The sequence below is a fragment of the Streptomyces axinellae genome (assembly GCF_039532135.1).
Classification (GTDB): Bacteria; Actinomycetota; Actinomycetes; order Streptomycetales; family Streptomycetaceae; genus Streptomyces; species Streptomyces axinellae.
The window spans coordinates 57,359-73,436 of sequence record NZ_BAAARJ010000004.1 but is presented as its reverse complement, the minus strand read 5'-3'; the positions used below and the strand labels follow the sequence as shown (position 1 = coordinate 73,436).

At 72.7% G+C, this 16,078-nt stretch carries 16 protein-coding genes; 6 read left to right on the top strand and 10 right to left on the bottom strand.

Annotated elements, in window-relative coordinates; genetic code table 11:
• Positions 1–59 precede the first annotated feature (59 nt).
• The 3 genes from ABD339_RS06830 to ABD339_RS06820 all read left to right on the top strand — a co-directional run bounded on the left by ABD339_RS06830 (position 60) and on the right by ABD339_RS06820 (position 3,391).
• Entirely contained in the window at positions 60–1,421 is a 1,362-nt protein-coding gene (locus ABD339_RS06830) for a magnesium transporter MgtE N-terminal domain-containing protein (RefSeq protein WP_344563241.1), read from the top strand.
• A complete protein-coding gene (locus ABD339_RS06825; protein WP_344563239.1) occupies positions 1,414–1,950 on the top strand; it encodes a DUF1003 domain-containing protein in 537 nt (178 codons plus the stop codon). Before ABD339_RS06830 ends, ABD339_RS06825 begins: the two co-directional genes overlap by 8 nt.
• A gap of 283 nt (positions 1,951–2,233) precedes the next feature.
• Positions 2,234–3,391, top strand: a complete 1,158-nt coding sequence (locus ABD339_RS06820; RefSeq protein WP_344563237.1) for an Mrp/NBP35 family ATP-binding protein — start codon at positions 2,234–2,236, stop codon at positions 3,389–3,391.
• A gap of 192 nt (positions 3,392–3,583) precedes the next feature.
• On the opposite strand, the gene ABD339_RS06815 is transcribed toward ABD339_RS06820, so the two are convergent.
• The 5 genes from ABD339_RS06815 to sigE all read right to left on the bottom strand — a co-directional run bounded on the left by ABD339_RS06815 (position 3,584) and on the right by sigE (position 9,351).
• Complete coding sequence (locus ABD339_RS06815; RefSeq protein ID WP_344563235.1) at positions 3,584–4,261, bottom strand: hypothetical protein; 678 nt, start codon at positions 4,259–4,261, stop codon at positions 3,584–3,586.
• Positions 4,262–4,471: 210 nt separating this feature from the next.
• Positions 4,472–5,071 (bottom strand): sec-independent translocase, encoded by a 600-nt coding sequence (locus tag ABD339_RS06810; protein WP_344563233.1) that lies wholly within the window; start codon positions 5,069–5,071, stop codon positions 4,472–4,474.
• A gap of 229 nt (positions 5,072–5,300) precedes the next feature.
• Positions 5,301–7,112: a trypsin-like peptidase domain-containing protein gene (locus ABD339_RS06805; RefSeq protein WP_344563231.1), complete on the bottom strand. Its 1,812-nt coding sequence runs from the start codon at positions 7,110–7,112 to the stop codon at positions 5,301–5,303.
• 380 nt (positions 7,113–7,492) lie between these two features.
• A complete protein-coding gene (locus tag ABD339_RS06800; RefSeq protein ID WP_344563230.1) occupies positions 7,493–8,581 on the bottom strand; it encodes an anti-sigma factor family protein in 1,089 nt (362 codons plus the stop codon).
• A complete protein-coding gene (sigE, locus tag ABD339_RS06795) occupies positions 8,578–9,351 on the bottom strand; it encodes an RNA polymerase sigma factor SigE (RefSeq protein ID WP_344563773.1) in 774 nt (257 codons plus the stop codon). The genes ABD339_RS06800 and sigE overlap by 4 nt, the downstream gene beginning before the upstream one ends.
• 184 nt (positions 9,352–9,535) lie before the next feature.
• Here sigE and ABD339_RS06790 point away from each other — a divergent pair, with 184 nt between their 5' ends.
• The gene (locus ABD339_RS06790; RefSeq protein ID WP_344563228.1) at positions 9,536–10,222 is read left to right on the top strand and encodes an O-methyltransferase; all 687 of its coding nucleotides are present in this window, start codon (positions 9,536–9,538) and stop codon (positions 10,220–10,222) included.
• A 180-nt stretch (positions 10,223–10,402) separates the two neighbouring features.
• Here ABD339_RS06790 and ABD339_RS06785 read toward each other — a convergent pair whose 3' ends face one another.
• On the bottom strand, positions 10,403–10,570 hold the full coding sequence (locus tag ABD339_RS06785) for a DUF3117 domain-containing protein (RefSeq protein ID WP_016469583.1): 168 nt from the start codon (positions 10,568–10,570) through the stop codon (positions 10,403–10,405).
• Positions 10,571–10,881: 311 nt separating this feature from the next.
• On the opposite strand from ABD339_RS06785, the gene ABD339_RS06780 reads away from it, so the two are divergent.
• A complete protein-coding gene (locus tag ABD339_RS06780; RefSeq protein ID WP_344563226.1) occupies positions 10,882–11,670 on the top strand; it encodes an enoyl-CoA hydratase/isomerase family protein in 789 nt (262 codons plus the stop codon).
• A gap of 68 nt (positions 11,671–11,738) precedes the next feature.
• Here the strand turns inward: ABD339_RS06780 and ABD339_RS06775 are convergent, their stop codons facing one another.
• Complete coding sequence (locus ABD339_RS06775; RefSeq protein WP_344563224.1) at positions 11,739–12,395, bottom strand: DNA-3-methyladenine glycosylase I; 657 nt, start codon at positions 12,393–12,395, stop codon at positions 11,739–11,741.
• Positions 12,392–12,823 carry a DivIVA domain-containing protein gene (locus ABD339_RS06770; RefSeq protein WP_344563222.1) on the bottom strand — a complete coding sequence of 144 codons (432 nt, stop codon included), beginning with the start codon at positions 12,821–12,823 and terminating at the stop codon, positions 12,392–12,394. The genes ABD339_RS06775 and ABD339_RS06770 overlap by 4 nt, the downstream gene beginning before the upstream one ends.
• A 141-nt stretch (positions 12,824–12,964) precedes the next feature.
• Here ABD339_RS06770 and folP point away from each other — a divergent pair, with 141 nt between their 5' ends.
• Positions 12,965–13,882: a dihydropteroate synthase gene (folP, locus tag ABD339_RS06765; protein WP_344563221.1), complete on the top strand. Its 918-nt coding sequence runs from the start codon at positions 12,965–12,967 to the stop codon at positions 13,880–13,882.
• A gap of 159 nt (positions 13,883–14,041) precedes the next feature.
• On the opposite strand, the gene ABD339_RS06760 is transcribed toward folP, so the two are convergent.
• Both ABD339_RS06760 and dapE read right to left on the bottom strand, forming a co-directional pair.
• On the bottom strand, positions 14,042–14,806 hold the full coding sequence (locus tag ABD339_RS06760) for an LOG family protein (protein ID WP_344563219.1): 765 nt from the start codon (positions 14,804–14,806) through the stop codon (positions 14,042–14,044).
• 89 nt (positions 14,807–14,895) lie between these two features.
• Complete coding sequence (dapE, locus tag ABD339_RS06755; RefSeq protein ID WP_344563217.1) at positions 14,896–15,975, bottom strand: succinyl-diaminopimelate desuccinylase; 1,080 nt, start codon at positions 15,973–15,975, stop codon at positions 14,896–14,898.
• Positions 15,976–16,078: the final 103 nt, after the last annotated feature.

Below are 16,078 nucleotides of genomic sequence, written 5' to 3'. Positions count from 1 at the left end.
GGCCAAAGCTCCACGGAGTCGTACGGTCGGGCGGCACGGCCGAGGAGGGCAGGCAGCCGATGGCAGCGAGCGCGCCCCGGGTCTTCGTCTCCCACCTGGCGGGCACCGCCGTCTTCGACCCCAACGGGGACCAGGTCGGCCGCGTCCGCGACGTGGTCGCCCTGCTGGGCCGCCGGCGGCTGCCCAGCGTGCTGGGGCTCGTGGTCGAGGTCGTCAGCAGGCGCCGCGTCTTCTTGCCCATGACCCGGGTGACCGGTATGGAGTCGGGCCAGATCATCACCACCGGCGTGCTCAACATCCGCCGCTTCGAACAGCGCCCCAACGAACACCTCGTCCTGGGCGAACTCCTCGACCGCCGCGTCACCCTCCAGGAGACCGACGAGCAGGTGACGGTGCTCGACGTCGGCATGCACCGGCTGCCGGCCCGCCGCGAATGGGAGATCGACCGGCTGTTCGTCCGCAAGCCCCGCCGGGGCGGCGGCCTGCGCGGGCGGCGCGGCGAGACGCTGACCGTCGAATGGGACGCGGTCACCGGCTTCGCCCTGGTAGAGCCCGAACAGGGCACCGCCAACCTGCTGGCCACCTTCGAACAGCTGCGCCCCGCCGACCTGGCCAACGTGCTGCACCACCTCTCCGAGAAGCGCCGGGCCGAGGTCGCCGCCGCGCTGCACGACGACCGGCTGGCCGACGTGCTGGAGGAGCTGCCCGAGGACGACCAGGTGGAGATCATCGGCAAGCTCAAGGACGAGCGCGCCGCCGTCGTACTGGAGGCCATGGACCCCGACGACGCCGCCGACCTGCTCGGCGAACTGCCCGAGGACGAGCGGGACCACCTCCTGGGCCTGATGCAGCCCCAGGAGGCGGCCCCGGTGCGGCGGCTGCTGGCCTACGAGGAGGGCACCGCGGGCAGCCTGATGACGACCGACCCCATCGTGCTGCGCCCCGACGCGACCGTCGCCGAGGCGCTGGCCCGGGTACGGGATGAGGACCTGCCCGCGCCGCTGGCCTCCCAGGTCTACGTATGCCGCCCGCCCGACGAGACCCCCACCGGCCGCTACCTGGGCGTCGTCCACTTCCAACGGCTGCTGCGCGAGGCGCCGTTCGTCCTGGTCGGCGGCATCGTGGACACCGGCTTGAACCCGCTGCCCCCCAGCACCTCACTGCCGGCCCTGACCAGCTACCTGGCCGCCTACAACATCGTCTCGGCCCCCGTGGTGGACGAGGGCCGGCACCTGCTGGGCGCCGTGACCGTCGATGACGTCCTCGACCACCTGCTGCCCGACGACTGGCGCGAGGCAGTGGCCATGGGGACACCACTCGACGGAGCCGGGGCTGCTGGAGGAGGGCGTGCGGGGGCTGCCGGTAGCGGCGGGGGCGTGCTGCCGGGGCCGGCGCCGGAGGGCGGGCGACAGGATGGCTGAGCGCGAGGGACCACGGCTGGACGTACCGCGCGCCCCGCGCCGGAACCTGCTGCCCGAGTACGACCCCGACGCCTTCGGGCGGACCTCCGAGCGGATCGCGCGCTTCCTGGGAACCGGGCGGTTCCTCGTCTGGATGACGGTCGTGATCATCGCCTGGGTGGGCTGGAACGTCCTCGCACCGGATGCCTGGCGATTCGACCGCTACCCCTTCATCTTCCTGACCCTGGTCCTCTCCCTCCAGGCCTCCTACGCGGCCCCGCTCATCCTGCTCGCGCAAAACCGGCAGGACGACCGCGACCGGGTCAACCTGGAGCAGGACCGCAAGCGCAACGAGCGCAGCATCGCCGACACCGAGTTCCTGACCCGCGAGATCGCCTCCCTGCGCATGGGCCTGGGCGAGGTCGCCACCCGCGACTGGATCCGCTCGGAACTGGCCGAACTGGTCAAGGACCTGGAATCCTCCGCTTCCTGGGCGGAGCGACCGGACGAGGAGCGGGCCGGACGGCACCCCTCCCCCGAAAGCGAGTAACGCGAACGGGGCCCGGCCCTTGTCCGGCGCGCTGCATGCGGCCTTATCCCCCACCCGTCGCCCTACCCCCGCCCCTCATCCGACGCGCTCCGCGCGGCCGTACTCCCCACACCGTCACCCCACCACCGCCCCTCATCCGACGCGCTCCGCGCGGCCGTACTCCCCACACCGTCACCCCACCACCGCCCCTTATCCGACGCGCTCCGCGCGGCCGTACTCCCCACACCGTCACCCCACCACCGCCCCTTATCCGACGCGCTCCGCGCGGCCGTACTATCTATGTATGCCTACCGAGAGCCCCGCCTCACTGCCCACCGAAGACGCGGTGCGTGCCGCGCTCGCGACGGTGAACGACCCGGAGATCCACCGGCCGATCACCGATCTGGGGATGGTCAAATCCATCGGCATCGCGCCCGACGGGGCGGTGGACGTCGGCGTTTATCTGACGGTCTCGGGCTGTCCGCTGCGCGAGACCATCACCACGAACGTGACCGAGGCCGTGCGGGGCGTGCCCGGGGTGACCGGAGTCAGCGTCGAGCTGGACGTCATGAGCGATGAGCAGCGGCGCGAGCTGGCCGCCTCGCTGCGCGGGGGCAAGGCCGAGCGGGAGATTCCGTTCGCCCAGCCCGGCTCCCTGACGCGGGTCTACTGCGTGGCCTCCGGCAAGGGCGGCGTCGGCAAGTCCTCGGTGACCGTCAACCTCGCCGCCTCCATGGCGGCCGAGGGGCTGAAGGTCGGGGTCGTGGACGCGGACATCTACGGCCACTCCGTGCCCCGGATGCTGGGCACCGAGGGCCGGCCCACCCAGGTCGAGGACATGATCATGCCGCCCTCGGCGCACGGTGTGAAGGTCATCTCGATCGGGATGTTCACCCCCGGCAACGCCCCCGTGGTCTGGCGGGGCCCCATGCTGCACCGGGCGCTCCAGCAGTTCCTGGCCGATGTCTACTGGGGCGACCTGGACGTCCTGCTGCTCGATCTGCCGCCCGGCACGGGTGACATCGCCATCTCCGTGGCCCAGCTGGTGCCCAACGCGGAGATCCTGGTGGTGACGACCCCGCAGCAGGCGGCTGCCGAGGTCGCCGAGCGTGCGGGCTCCATCGCCGTACAGACCCACCAGAAGATCGTGGGCGTGGTCGAGAACATGTCGGGCATGCCCTGCCCGCACTGCGACGAGCTGATCGACGTGTTCGGCACCGGCGGCGGCAAGCAGGTCGCCGAGGGGCTGACCAGGACGACCGGCGCCGAGGTGCCGGTCCTGGGCGGCATCCCGATCGACCTGCGGATGCGCGAGGGCGGCGACGAGGGCAAGCCCGTGGTGCTCAGCGACCCCGACTCCCCCGCCGGCTCCGCGCTGCGCGAGGTCGCGGGCAAGCTGAGCGGGCGCCAGCGGGGCCTGTCGGGGATGTCGCTGGGGCTGACCCCGAGCAACAAGTTCTGAGGCGGCGGCCCAGCCGCCGGGAACCCGCCGGGAAACCGCAGCGCCCCGTACGGATGTTCTCCGTACGGGGCCCGACGTCCATGCGTGCGGCGCATTCAGCGCTCGCCCGCCCGGGAGATCCGTGGGGCGCCGACGGCGCGCGGGCGCCGTGCCGTCGACGAACGTGCGCCGTGCGGCGCTCCGCGTGCGCCCTCAGCGGCTCTCGTGCGCCGTCGCCTCCTTCTCGTAGAGGGCGACGTCCTTGACGACGGCGAAGCCCAGTCCGTACGCGCTCATGCCGCGCCCGTAGGCGCCCAGGTGCACCCCCTCCTGGGCCGATCCGGCCAGGACCCAGCCGTACTCGGACTCGCGGTAGTGGAAGTCGGCCGGCACCCCGTCCACCGGCAGGGACAGGGTGCTCCAGCCCGGTCCGTCCAGGTCGTCGGCCAGTTCCCAGGCCACGCCGGTCTGCTGGTCGAGCCAGTCCTGGCGCAGTGAGTGCTCCATCTCGATGGGGAAGGTCCGCGAGAGCAGGCCGGAGCCCGCCAGCCAGGCGGCGGTGGAGACGGACGTGGCCTCCAGCACCCCCGTCCCGTCCGCGCTGTGCCGCACCGGGCGGCTGGCGACCGTCACCACGACGGCGAAGCTCTGGTCCTCCGGGTTGGTCTCCACCCGGAGCGACGGCTCTTCCCCGTGCCCCGTCGAGCAGTGCTCGACCGTGCCGTCGGCCGCCGCGCCGACCTGCATCAGCCAGCGCGGGCCGGCGAAGGCCGCATCGAGGCCGTACCACGGAAAGGCGGCCATCAGAAAGCCGTCCACCGCCCGCCGCGCGCCGGGGACCCCCTGCGCGGCGGGCCCGGTTTCACCGGCTAGCCGACTCGTCGTCTCCATCTGTGCGACGCCTCCTCATTGCCCTGTGCCATGGGCAGCCAGCTCCCTCGGTCGGCGACCCCGGACACTTGGAGGATAGCCACATGGATCCGCCGTGTCGGGCATGCCTGGGGGTTCGCGGTCCGGTAGGGGGGCGAGATGGATGGCAAACGCCGTAGATGTCCCAGGTGGCAGGGGGGCGCGGAACCGCACCCCGGACCTGACACGCCGTCAGGTCGCGTCTGCGTCGAATGGCGGGGGGTCGCTCTTGCGGAGCGCGGCGGATGAGGACCCGGCGGCGGACGCCGCTCCCCGGGTGCCGGACCCCTCTCGCGGGGCTCCGGGGCCGGACTTCTTGACCATGTCGGCCTTCTCGGCCGGGTCGGCCCTCTTGGCGGTATCGACCTTCTTGGTCATGTCCGCCGCCTTGCCGGAGGAGCCGCCGGAGCCGTTCTTGCTGAGGCTCGGCCTGGCCTCGGCCGCCTCCCCCGAGCCGCTGTCGCTCTCCTTGCCGTTGACCGCGTCGGTGATCTCCGCCAGATCCTTACGCAGGTCGAAGCTGCTGCTCAGCTCCTTGATGCCCAGGTCGTCGTTGTCCATCAGGTGCTTGCGGGCGAAGTTCTTGGGATTCAGGTCCTCGAACTCGAAGTCCTTGAACTCCGGGCCCAGTTCGGACCTGATGTCCTCCTTGGCGCTGTCGGAGAACTGCCGCACCTTCCGGATGAACGAGGCGACGTCCTGGATCACCTTGGGCAGCTTGTCCGGGCCGAAGACGAGTACGGCGAGGACGATGAGCGCGACCAGCTCCAGTGGTCCTATATCGAAGAACACCGTGCAGCTCCCTCACTCCGTCCACGGCCCATACGGCCAGATGTCACGGTACCCGCCTTCCTCCCGTGTGGGGGACCCCGCCCATCCTCTCCGCTTCGCACCCTCCCCGTCTTCCCTTCGACCGCGCCGGGCGAACGGGCCCGCCGGGCGGACAGGCCCGGCAGCCGGACGGGCGGCCCGGGTGAGAACGCGGCGGGCCCCAGCGGCCGGACGGGCCCGGCGGCCGGGCTCAGCCGGTGGCCGAGCCGAGTGTGACGCTCACCGGGCGCTCCTCCCCGTCGTGCCGCACGGTCAGGCCGAGCTTGTCGCCGGGGCGGTGGCTGCGGATGCGGACGATCAGCTCCTCGCCACTGTGCACCGCCTTGCCGCCCGCGCGGGTGATGACGTCGCCCTCCTGGAGACCCGCCTTGTCCGCCGGGCCCCTGGGAGTGACCGCCCGGCCCGCGCCGCCCGGGTTGCCGATGCGGGCGCCTTCGCCGCCGTACTCCATGTCCAGGGTGATGCCGATCACGGGGTGGGTGGCCCGGCCCTCGTTGATCAGCTCCTCCGCGACCCGCCTGGCCTGGTTGACCGGGATGGCGAAGCCCAGTCCGATGCTGCCGCCGCTCTCGCCCTCGGGCAGCCCCGAGCCGTTGCCCGCGCCCTTGATGGCGCTGTTGATGCCGATGACCCGGCCCCGCGTATCGACCAGCGGGCCACCGGAGTTGCCGGGGTTGATGGGGGCATCGGTCTGGAGCGCGTCCACGTAGCTCATCTCACTGCCCGCCTCCTCACCGCCCGCCGTGATGGGCCGCTGCTTGGCGCTGATGATGCCGGTGGTGACCGTGCCGTCCAGGTCGAAGGGGGCACCGATCGCGACGACCGGATCGCCCACGCGCACCGAGTCGGAGTTGCCCAGCGGCAGCGGCTTGAGGCCCGAGACACCGGACACCTTGACGACGGCCAGGTCGTAGCCGCTGTCCTTGCCGACGACCTCGCCCTCGGCCGTCTCGCCGCTGTTGAAGGTGACCTGGAGGGAGTCGCTGCCGCGCGCCGATTCGACCACATGGTTGTTGGTCAGGATGTGGCCCCGACTGTCCAGCACGAAGCCGGTGCCCGTCGCCTCGGCGCCACCGCCTCGGGCATGCAAGGTGACGACGCCGGGCAGCGTCCGGCCGGCGATACCCGCGATGCTGTCCTTCGGCCTGTTCCCGCCGTCCCCCGCACGCTCGGCCGGCGCCTGCGGCAGCTCCACGTCGCCGACGCTGCCGTTCCGCTCGACGTAGGCCCCGATCAGCCCGCCCACGCCCCCCGCGACCAGCGCCAGCACGACCCCGCCGACCACCGCCCGCGACCTGCCCGCCCGCTTCCGCCCGGCGGCGGCCGGCCCGGGAGCCGTGAGGGGGTGGGGGTGAGGGGCGGCCGGTGCGGGGGCCGGGGACGGTGCGGGTACGGGAGGAGCGGCGGGCGCCGCCGCCGACGCGGGTACGGGCGCGACGGGGGTGGTCGGTGTGGGCACCAGCGGGGTGGTGGGCCCGGTGTGCTGTGCGCTCTGTTGCCCCGGTGAGCCCTGCTGTCCCGGTACGGCGGGCTGTGGGGGCGCGGCCTGCTGCCCCGCGTCGCGCGCCCACGGGTCGGCACCGGGCCCCGTTTCCACCCCGTACGGAGGCGTGGAGCCGACCGGCGGCATGTGCACACCCTGCGGCGGCGTCGAACCGGGCAACTGCACGGGCGGCGCCGGCGCCCACGGACCGGGCCCGCCGTAGGGAGGAGTCCGGTACGGGTCCTCCGCGTGCAGCGGCTGGGGCGGAGCGCCCGGCGACCGCCCGGCGACGGCCTTCGCCTCCTTCGGCTCTCCGACGAGATCCGGAGCTTCGACGGGGCCCGGACTTTCGACAGGGCCCGGCCCGGAGTGGGGGGCGGCATCGGAGGGGGGACCGGCGGCCGGGCCGGGATCGGCGGCCGGGTCGGCGGCGGGCGACGGGACCTCGGCGGAGCGCTCGGCCGGACTGTGGGACGCCGTCACGGTGGCGGCCCGGCCCGCGTCTTCAACGTCACTCATCCGTGCGGCCCGCACGTCACCCCTACCCGCAGCCTCCCCGTCCCCCTGCCCACTGACGGCTGCCCCGGTGTCGGGGACGGCCACGTCGGCCGCTTCGGAAAGGGGTGGTCCAGGACGCCGCGCGGGGGCCGGCTCCGACTGGTCCGGGAGCCGTGCGGGCGCTGTCGGCTCAGCGTCCGCCTGCTCCCGCGTGGTCTGGCGGCCCAGCGCTCTGCGTGGGCGGCTCCACCACTTCGGCGCCGAGCCGGTGGCCTTCCCCTCGTCCATGCTCTCCCCAACTGTTCACCCGCGCCTGCTCACCCGCGCCGGGCGGCAGGTCGCAGGGAAGGATTCAACCAGGTGCGGGGAGCCTCGCACACCGGCTTGCGATCCGCCGGGCCCTACCGGCCGGGCGTCGGGGACGGCGTCAGCGGGGCCCTCCCGGGAAAGGCGCGCAGCGAGGACGGGTCGTAGGACGGTGCGGCCGGCCGCACCCCGGCCATCAGAGGCGCGGCCCCCCGCGAGGTGAGGGAGGGGGGCGAGGTCAGAGAGGTGAAGGTCCCGCTGCCGCTGCCCTGGCCGTCGGAGCTGTACGAGCCGCTCGGACCGTACGAGCCGGAGACGCCGGTGGCGGGCGAGAGCCGGGGGGATGGGCCCAGCGGGGCGGCGAGCGCGGCGATCAGCGAGGGGGCCGCAGCCGCTGTGCCGCCGCGGGCGCTGGAGGCCACCCCTGAGCCGCGGGCGGCACCCGCGGCGAAGGTGGCGGCCGTCTGGGCCGCTGCGGCGCTGGCGCTGAGCACACCACCACGGAGTTCGCCGGGCGTCCGTCGCCTGCTGTCGCGGGAAGTGGTTCCGGAGCCCGCGGGCGCGGTGCGCACCGGACTGGCCGAGGCACCGCCCCCGTCGCCCTTGGCCACGGGGGCACCGCCGGTGGAGCCGGAGGCCAGCGAGCCGCCGAGGGCGAGCGCCGCCAGCGAGAAGGCCCCGGCCGCCGCGAAGGCGAAGCGGCGTCCGCGCGAGGCGGAGCGCTCGGCGCGCTCGACCCGGACTTCATGTATGCGAAAGCCGCGCTGAGGGGTCAGGGGGCCGCGTCCGGCGCCCGTTCCCCGGCCGACCGGCAGATAGTCGAATGCCCACGGGGAGCGCTGGGGTCCGCCGGGCAGGCCGGCCATCGGCGGGGCGCCCTCCTCATTCGCGGAGGGCGCCCCGGGGCCGGGGCCGTCGGCGCCACGGTCGCTGCCGCCGGTTCTTCCCGCGCACGCGTCACCTCCGGCGGGCAGCCCTTGGAGGCGGGCCAGCAGCCCGTCCGAGGGCGGGGGCGGCGCGGTGTCGGCGAAGACGTTCTTGAGGCGGCGCTGGGCGTCGGCCTCGGCCTTGCAGCTGCGGCAGGTCGCCAGGTGCGAGAGGACGCGCTCGCGCGCGTCATGCCCCAGCTCCCCATCGACGAGCGCGGCCAGACGGTCTCCGAGGTGGTGCTCGGCGGGCGTCACTCAGCCCCCACCTCCCCGACCCGGGCCGCAGGCACCACCGCGCTCAGCGCGCGCTGCTGCTCTGCCCGGGCGGCGGGCGAGCGGTGCTGGAGCGCCTTGCGCAGGTGCGAGCGGCCACGGTGGATCCGGCTGCGGACCGTCCCCAGCTTGACGCCGAGGGTCGCGGCGATCTCCTCGTAGGACAGGCCCTCGATGTCGCAGAGCACGACGGCGGCGCGGAATTCGGGGGCGAGCGTGTCCAGAGCCTGCTGCACGTCGGCGTCGAAGTGCGTGTCGTTGAAGTGCTGCTGCGGGGTGGGCTCGCGGCTGGGCAGCCGTTCGGCGGCGTCGTCGGCGAGCGCGTCGAAACGGATGCGCTGCTTGCGCCGGACCGTGTCCAGGAACAGGTTCGTCGTGATCCTGTGCAGCCAGCCCTCGAAGGTGCCGGGCGTGTAGGTGGACAGCGACCTGAAGACGCGGACGAAGACTTCCTGAGTGAGGTCCTCGGCGTCGTGCTGGTTACCCGTGAGGCGGTAGGCGAGGCGGTAGACCCTCGCGCTGTGCGTGCTGACGATCTCCTCCCAGGAAGGAGGGGTCCACGCCTGTGCGTCCGCATCGGTGTCGAAAGTCGCCGTAGTCGCGGAATCGGCGGTGCGGGCCTGGTCAGCGGTGTTGGTCACGGATTTCGGCTGTACCGTCGGCCGCCGGAATCTTGTGAAGACTCCGCGGGCCCGGGGCGCAGCCGCACCTCCCCTGTCGGCTCTGGTGGTGTCCAGTGGAGCCCCTACCATAGCCACATCTCCCGTTAGCTCCGGATAAGCATCTTTGCCCAGCTTTCGCGGACGCCCCATGCCCTTTCACGAGGCACTTCCGGCGACCGCCGCCACTCGGCTTCCGCTCGTTCCCTCTTCGCGGTCCCTCCTCTCAACGCCCGGTCCCATCAGCAGGTTCCCGGGCCAACGGATACAGTCACGATTGCGTGAAGGACGGGGACAGGAGAGGGTCATTACCGGCAACCGGCAGACGAGCTGGGCGTTCGCCGACGCTTACGGCGCCGAGTTGGTCGAGAACGCCGAGAGCGAAGCACTCCGCTGGGCCCGCGACCGGGCCCAGGACGCGGGGCTGCGCTCGGTGTCTCCCGGCACCGGCTCCGCGCTGCGGCTGCTGGCGGCGACCGCGGAGGCCAAGGCGGTCGCCGAGATCGGCACCGGAACCGGCGTCTCGGGCATCCACCTCCTGCACGGCATGCGTTCCGACGGCGTGCTGACGACCGTCGATATCGAGCCGGAGCGCCAGCAGTTCGCACGCGAGGCGTTCCGCGCCGCCGGATTCGCGGGCAACAGGGCGCGGTTCATCCCCGGCCGGGCCCTGGATGTGCTGCCGCGCCTGGCGGACGGCGGGTACGACCTGGTCTTCTGCGACGGCGACCGGATGGAGTGCCTGGACTATCTCGGCGAATCGTTGCGCCTGCTGCGCACTGGCGGATTGATCTGCTTCGCGGGTGTCTTCGCGGAGGGCCGCACCGTCGATTCGGCGGCGCAGCCCGCCGAAGTCCTCAAGCTGCGCGAGCTGTTGCGCACCGTACGCGAGAGCACAGTGCTGGTGCCCTCACTGCTGCCGGTCGGCGACGGGCTGCTGTGCGCGGTCAAACGCGGTGAGTGACCGGGTATTTCCGCAGCGCCTGCCCGGACCAAGCCACCCGTGGGCGATACATCCGAAGAGCGGCGATACGTCCGGAGACCGGGCAATACGCTTGGAGACGAAGCCGCCCCGGGGTGTACGCACTGATGCGTACACCCCGGGGCAGCGCAAGTCGGTGGAGCCGCTTGCCCGGCTCTCTGCTCAGCCGCAGACCTTCTTCAGTTCCTCACCGAGTGCCGTCGCCTCGTCCGGTGTCAGCTCGACGACGAGTCGCCCACCGCCTTCGAGCGGAACGCGCATGACGATGCCCCGCCCCTCCTTGGTCACCTCGAGCGGGCCATCACCCGTCCGCGGCTTCATGGCCGCCATGCTCGTTCCCCTTCCTGAAACCAGCCGATCGCAGCCGGCGGTCCCATAAGCGGGCACAGTCTCACCGGCATCGAACACATTGCTTCCCGGTCATTATCCCGCATGGCAGGACCCAATGACCAACATCAGTCCGCATCTCTTCTCCTCCACCCCTCCACAAAACGCCCCAATGCGGCGATCGGGCTGCGATACTCCCCAGGTTCTTCTGTCGAACAGGGCCGCGGGCGGTTTGACGCAGCTCACACCGCGAAGCGGAGCGAAGGCCGCCGCGCGCTCTGTGCGGGTCCGGTGATCTGGGCCATGCTGAGCCCATGTCCGACACCGTGCGCTACGAAGTGAACGAGGGCCTCGCGACGGTCACCCTCAACCGCCCCGACGCGATGAACGCCCTCGACGAAGAGACCAAGGTCGCCCTGCGTGACACTCTCCGGCGGGCCGCCGCCGACGAAGAGGTGCGAGCCGTGCTGCTGACCGGCAGTGGGCGGGCCTTTTGCGTGGGCCAGGACCTCAAGGAGCACACGGACGCGCTCCAGCGGGCCGGGGGCGCCGCGCTGAACACCGTCGAGGAGCACTACAACCCGATCACACTGGCCCTGGCGGGCATGCCCAAGCCGGTGGTGGCGGGGGTGAACGGCGTCGCGGCGGGCGCGGGTGCGGGCTTCGCGTTCGCGTGCGACTACCGCGTGATGGCCGATACGGCGGCCTTCAACACCTCCTTCGCCGGCGTCGCGCTGACGGCCGACTCCGGTGTCTCCTGGACGCTGCCGCGCCTGGTCGGCCCCGGCAAGGCCGCCGACCTCCTGCTCTTCCCGCGCAGCGTGAAGGCCCCCGAGGCGCTGGAGCTGGGACTGGCCACCCGTGTGGTCCCGGCGGACGAACTGGCGACGGTGGCGGCCTCCGTCGCCCGGCAGCTCGCCGAGGGCCCCACGGCCGCCTATGCGGCGCTCAAGGAATCACTCGCCTACGGGGCCTCGCACTCGCTGGCCGAGACCCTCGCGAAGGAGTCCGAACTCCAGCTGCGGGCCGGTGCCTCAACGGATCACCGGATCGCGGTGGACGCCTTCGTCAAGAAGGAGCACCCCCGCTTCACCGGCCGCTGACGCTCCGGGCATCCGGCGCCGCCTCTCGCCTCCGGGCATCCGGCGCCGCCTCTCCCCTGCCCGTCTGATCAGTCCTCCGCCGCGCGGCGCCAGCAGTCGGCCAGGTGGTCGTTGACCAGGCCGCACGCCTGTATGAGGGCGTAGGCCGTAGTGGGACCCACGAAGCGGAAGCCGCGCTTCTTGAGGTCCTTGGACAGCGCGGTGGACTCAGGTGTGGTCGCGGGCAGCTCGTGCACCGTGCGGGGCACGGGTCGCTCGGTGTGGTCGGGGGCGTAGGACCACACCAGGCGGTCCAGCTCGCCCGGCTCCCATTCGGCGGCCACCCGGGCGTTGTTGAGCACCGCGCCGATCTTGAGACGGTTGCGGACGATACCGCTGTCGGCGAGCAGGCGGCGCTCGTCGGCCTCGGTGAACTTCGCGACGTCGGGGATGTGGAATCCGGCGAAGGCGGCGCGGAACGCCTCGCGCTTGCGCAGGATGGTCAGCCAGGACAGACCCGACTGAAAGCCCTCCAGGCACAGCCGCTCGAAGAGCGCGTCGTCGCCGTGCACCGCCCGGCCCCACTCGGTGTCGTGGTAGGCGGCGTAGTCCTCGGCCGTGGTGCCCCAGGGGCAGCGCAGGCGCCCGTCGGGGCCCGGCCGGGCGCCGCCCTCGGGCAGCGGCTTGTCCGGCGCCGTGGCCGGGCTCCGGCCCGGCTCGCGCTGCCCGGTCTCCCCCGGGCTCATCGCGCGCCCTCCGACGGCTGGCCGCCGCCTTCCGGACCCCGGTCCCGGGGCTCGGGGCGGGGGGAGTCCTGACGAGGGGAATCACCGCGAGGGGAGTCGTGATGGCCCATGGCGAGCGCCTGGGCGCCGGCGAGCGCCGATTCCAGCTCGGCGATCCGCGCGTCCCGTTCGGCCAGCTCGGCGCCGAGCCGGTCGAGGACGTCGTCCACCTGCCGCATGCGGTATCCGCGCACCCCGACCGCCAGGCGCAGGCCGGCCACATCCGCGTGGCTGACGGGCCGGTCCGGCGGCAGCGGCTCTTCGAGCAGGTCGGGAGGCACGTCGGTGAGCCCTCCGGTGGCCCCGCGCCCCGACTGGCCGCTCCCGACGACGGCGAGCGTGACCGCCGCGACGACCACGACGAGCGAGATCAGCAGGAACACGAACACGGACCACTCCCGAGTTGCTGGATGTGCGCGGACCCCGATCGTGCCATGGCCCACTGACAGTTATGGTCAGCGGCAGGAGCGTGCAGGGGCCACACGGTACGCGCGGCGTCCGGTGCCCCGCCGAGAGGGAGAGGATTGCTGATGCTGCGCCTGGGCACGCGTGAGTTCGGCGAGAACGAGCCGGTGGTCATGGCGATCGTGAACCGCACGCCGGATTCCTTCTACGACCAGGGCGCCACCTTCCGGGACGAGCCGGCGCTCGACCGGGTCGAGCAGGCGGTCTCGGAGGGGGCCGCGATCATCGACATCGGCGGCGTGAAGGCGGGCCCCGGGGACGAGGTGACCGCCGAGGAGGAGGTGCGGCGCACCGTCGGGTTCGTCGCGGCGGTACGGCGCCGCTGGCCGGATGTGGTGATCAGCGTGGACACCTGGCGCCATGAGGTCGGCGAGGCCGTGTGCGCGGCGGGCGCGGATCTGCTCAACGACGCCTGGGGCGGGGTGGATCCGCTGCTGGCCGAGGTCGCGGCCCGGCACGGCGCCGGGCTGGTGTGCACCCATGCGGGCGGCGCCGAGCCTCGCACCCGCCCCCACCGGGTCACCTACGGCGGCCACGACGCCCACGCCCCCGGCAAGGGCAGCGGCACCGCCCCCGGCAACCGCAGCGGCGTCGTCGAGGACATCTTGCGGGTGACGCTGGAGCTGGCGGAGCGGGCGGTGGCGCTGGGCGTACGCCGGGACGGCATCATGATCGACCCGGGGCACGACTTCGGGAAGTCCACCCGTCACTCCCTGGAGGCCACCCGGGAGCTGGGCCGGATGACGGAGACGGGCTGGCCGGTGCTGGTATCGCTGTCCAACAAGGACTTCGTGGGCGAGACCCTCGACAAGCCCGTCAAGGAGCGGCTCACCGGCACCCTGGCCACCACGGCCGTGTCGGCCTGGCTGGGCGCCCAGGTCTACCGCGTGCACGAGGTGGCCGAGACGAAGCAGGTGCTCGACATGGTGGCCTCGATCGCGGGCCACCGTCCTCCCGCGGTGGCCCGCCGGGGACTGGCGTAGCCCGCCGGATGCGGGGCGCCCCTCCGGACGCGGCGCGCGCCCTCCGGGAGCGGGGCCCGGACCGGGCCTGGCGCCGTGACCGGCGATGTTCGCCCGTCGAAGAGCGTCGTCCGGTGCGTGCCGGACGGCGCGACAGGGCAGAGCCTGCCGGGAGGGGCACTAGACCCCGGTCTCCTGGGTGACCAGCTTGATCGCTTCGTCGATGTCGTCGGTGACGTGGAACAGCTCCATGTCCCGCTCGGATGCCTTGCCTTCGGCGACGACGGAGCCGCGCACCCAGTCGATGAGCCCCTTCCAGTAGTCCGTGCCGTACAGCACGATCGGGAAGCGGGTGACCTTCTGGGTCTGGACGAGGGTCAGCGCCTCGAACAGCTCGTCCAGGGTGCCCAGCCCACCGGGCAGGACCACGAAGCCCCTCGCGTACTTCACGAACATCGTCTTGCGCACGAAGAAATAGCGGAAGTTCACGCCGATGTCCACGTACCGGTTCATGCCCTGTTCGAAGGGCAGCTCGATGCCGAGTCCGACCGAGGTGCCGCCCGCTTCCAGCGCGCCCTTGTTGGCGGCTTCCATCGCGCCGGGACCGCCGCCGGTGATCACCGCGAAGCCCGCCTCGGCCAGCGCCCGGCCGATGCGGACGCCCTTCTCGTACTCGGGTGCGTCCACGGAGGTGCGCGCTGAGCCGAAGACGCTGACGGCCGGGCCGAGTTCGGCCAGCGCGCCGAAGCCCTCCACGAACTCCGACTGGATGCGCATGACGCGCCAGGGGTCCTGGTGAATGAAGTCGGACGGCCCCGCGGTGTCCAGCAGCCGCTGGTCCGTGGTGCCCGGTTGCACCTTGTCCCGGCGGCGCAGCACCGGTCCCAGCCGCTGCTCCTGGGGCTCCTCGGATTCCCTCGGCTCCTCGCCGGACTTGTCGGTCATATACAGCACTCCCTCCACCTGCGATCTTTCCGCTTCAGGGTACGCAGACGCCCTGGGGCGAGGTGGGGGAATTCATCCTGCGTAGACCCTCAGGACGTCAGCCAGCGGCGCAGTCGTTCCTCACAGTGCAGAATCAGTTCGGTTTCGACCCTTTCGTCCCGCTTGTGGGCGAGATTGGGATCACCCGGACCGTAGTTGACAGCCGGTACGCCGAGGGCGCTGAACCGGGACACATCGGTCCAGCCGAACTTGGGCCGCGGCTCCCCGCCGACCGCTTCCAGGAAGGCGCGGGCCGCCGGGTGCGCCAGGCCGGGCAGCGCGCCCGGCGAGCTGTCGTCCACCACCAGCTCCGCCACCCCGCACCCCTCGAAGACCTCGCGCACATGGGCGAGCGCCTCCTCCTCGCTGCGGTCGGGCGCGTAGCGGAAGTTGACGGTCACGGTGCACGCGTCGGGGATGACGTTGCCCGCGACGCCGCCCTCGATCCGTACGGCGTTGAGCCCCTCGCGGTACTCCAGCCCGTCGATCACCGGGCGCCGGGGCTCATAGGCGGCCAGCCGCGCCAGGAGGGGCCCGGCCGCGTGGATGGCGTTGGCGCCCATCCAGCCGCGCGCCGAGTGCGCGCGCACGCCCTCGGTGCGCAGGTGCACCCGCAGCGTGCCCTGGCAGCCGCCCTCGACCTGGCCCTGTGAGGGCTCCAGGAGGACGGCGAAGTCGCCGGCCAGCCAGTCGGGGTGGGCCTCGGCGAGGTGGCCGAGGCCGTTGAGGTGGGCGGCGACCTCCTCGTTGTCGTAGAAGACGAACGTGAGGTCCCGGTTGGGCTCGGGCACGGTGGCCGCGATGCGCAACTGCACGGCGACGCCCGACTTCATGTCGCTGGTGCCGCAGCCCCACAGCACGCCGTGCTCGTCCAGCCGGGAGGGCACGTTGCCGGCGATCGGCACGGTGTCGATGTGCCCCGCGAGGATGACGCGTTCGGAACGGCCCAGGCCGGTGCGGGCCACCACGTTGTTGCCGTACCGCGTGACGCTGAGGTGGGGCAGCTCGCGCAGGGCCTCCTCCACGGCGTCGGCGAGCGCCTTCTCGGTTCCGCTCTCGGAGGGGAAGTCCACCAGCCGGGCGGTGAGCCGCGCGGCATCCTGTCGCAGGTCGAGTGCGCTGTCGGGCATACCGACACCCTACGGCCCGGTGCCGGGCGCCCACGGACCGGTGCCGCGGCGCCTGCGGACCGGGGCAGTAGCGCCCACGGGCCGGTGTCGTGGCATCGCGCGC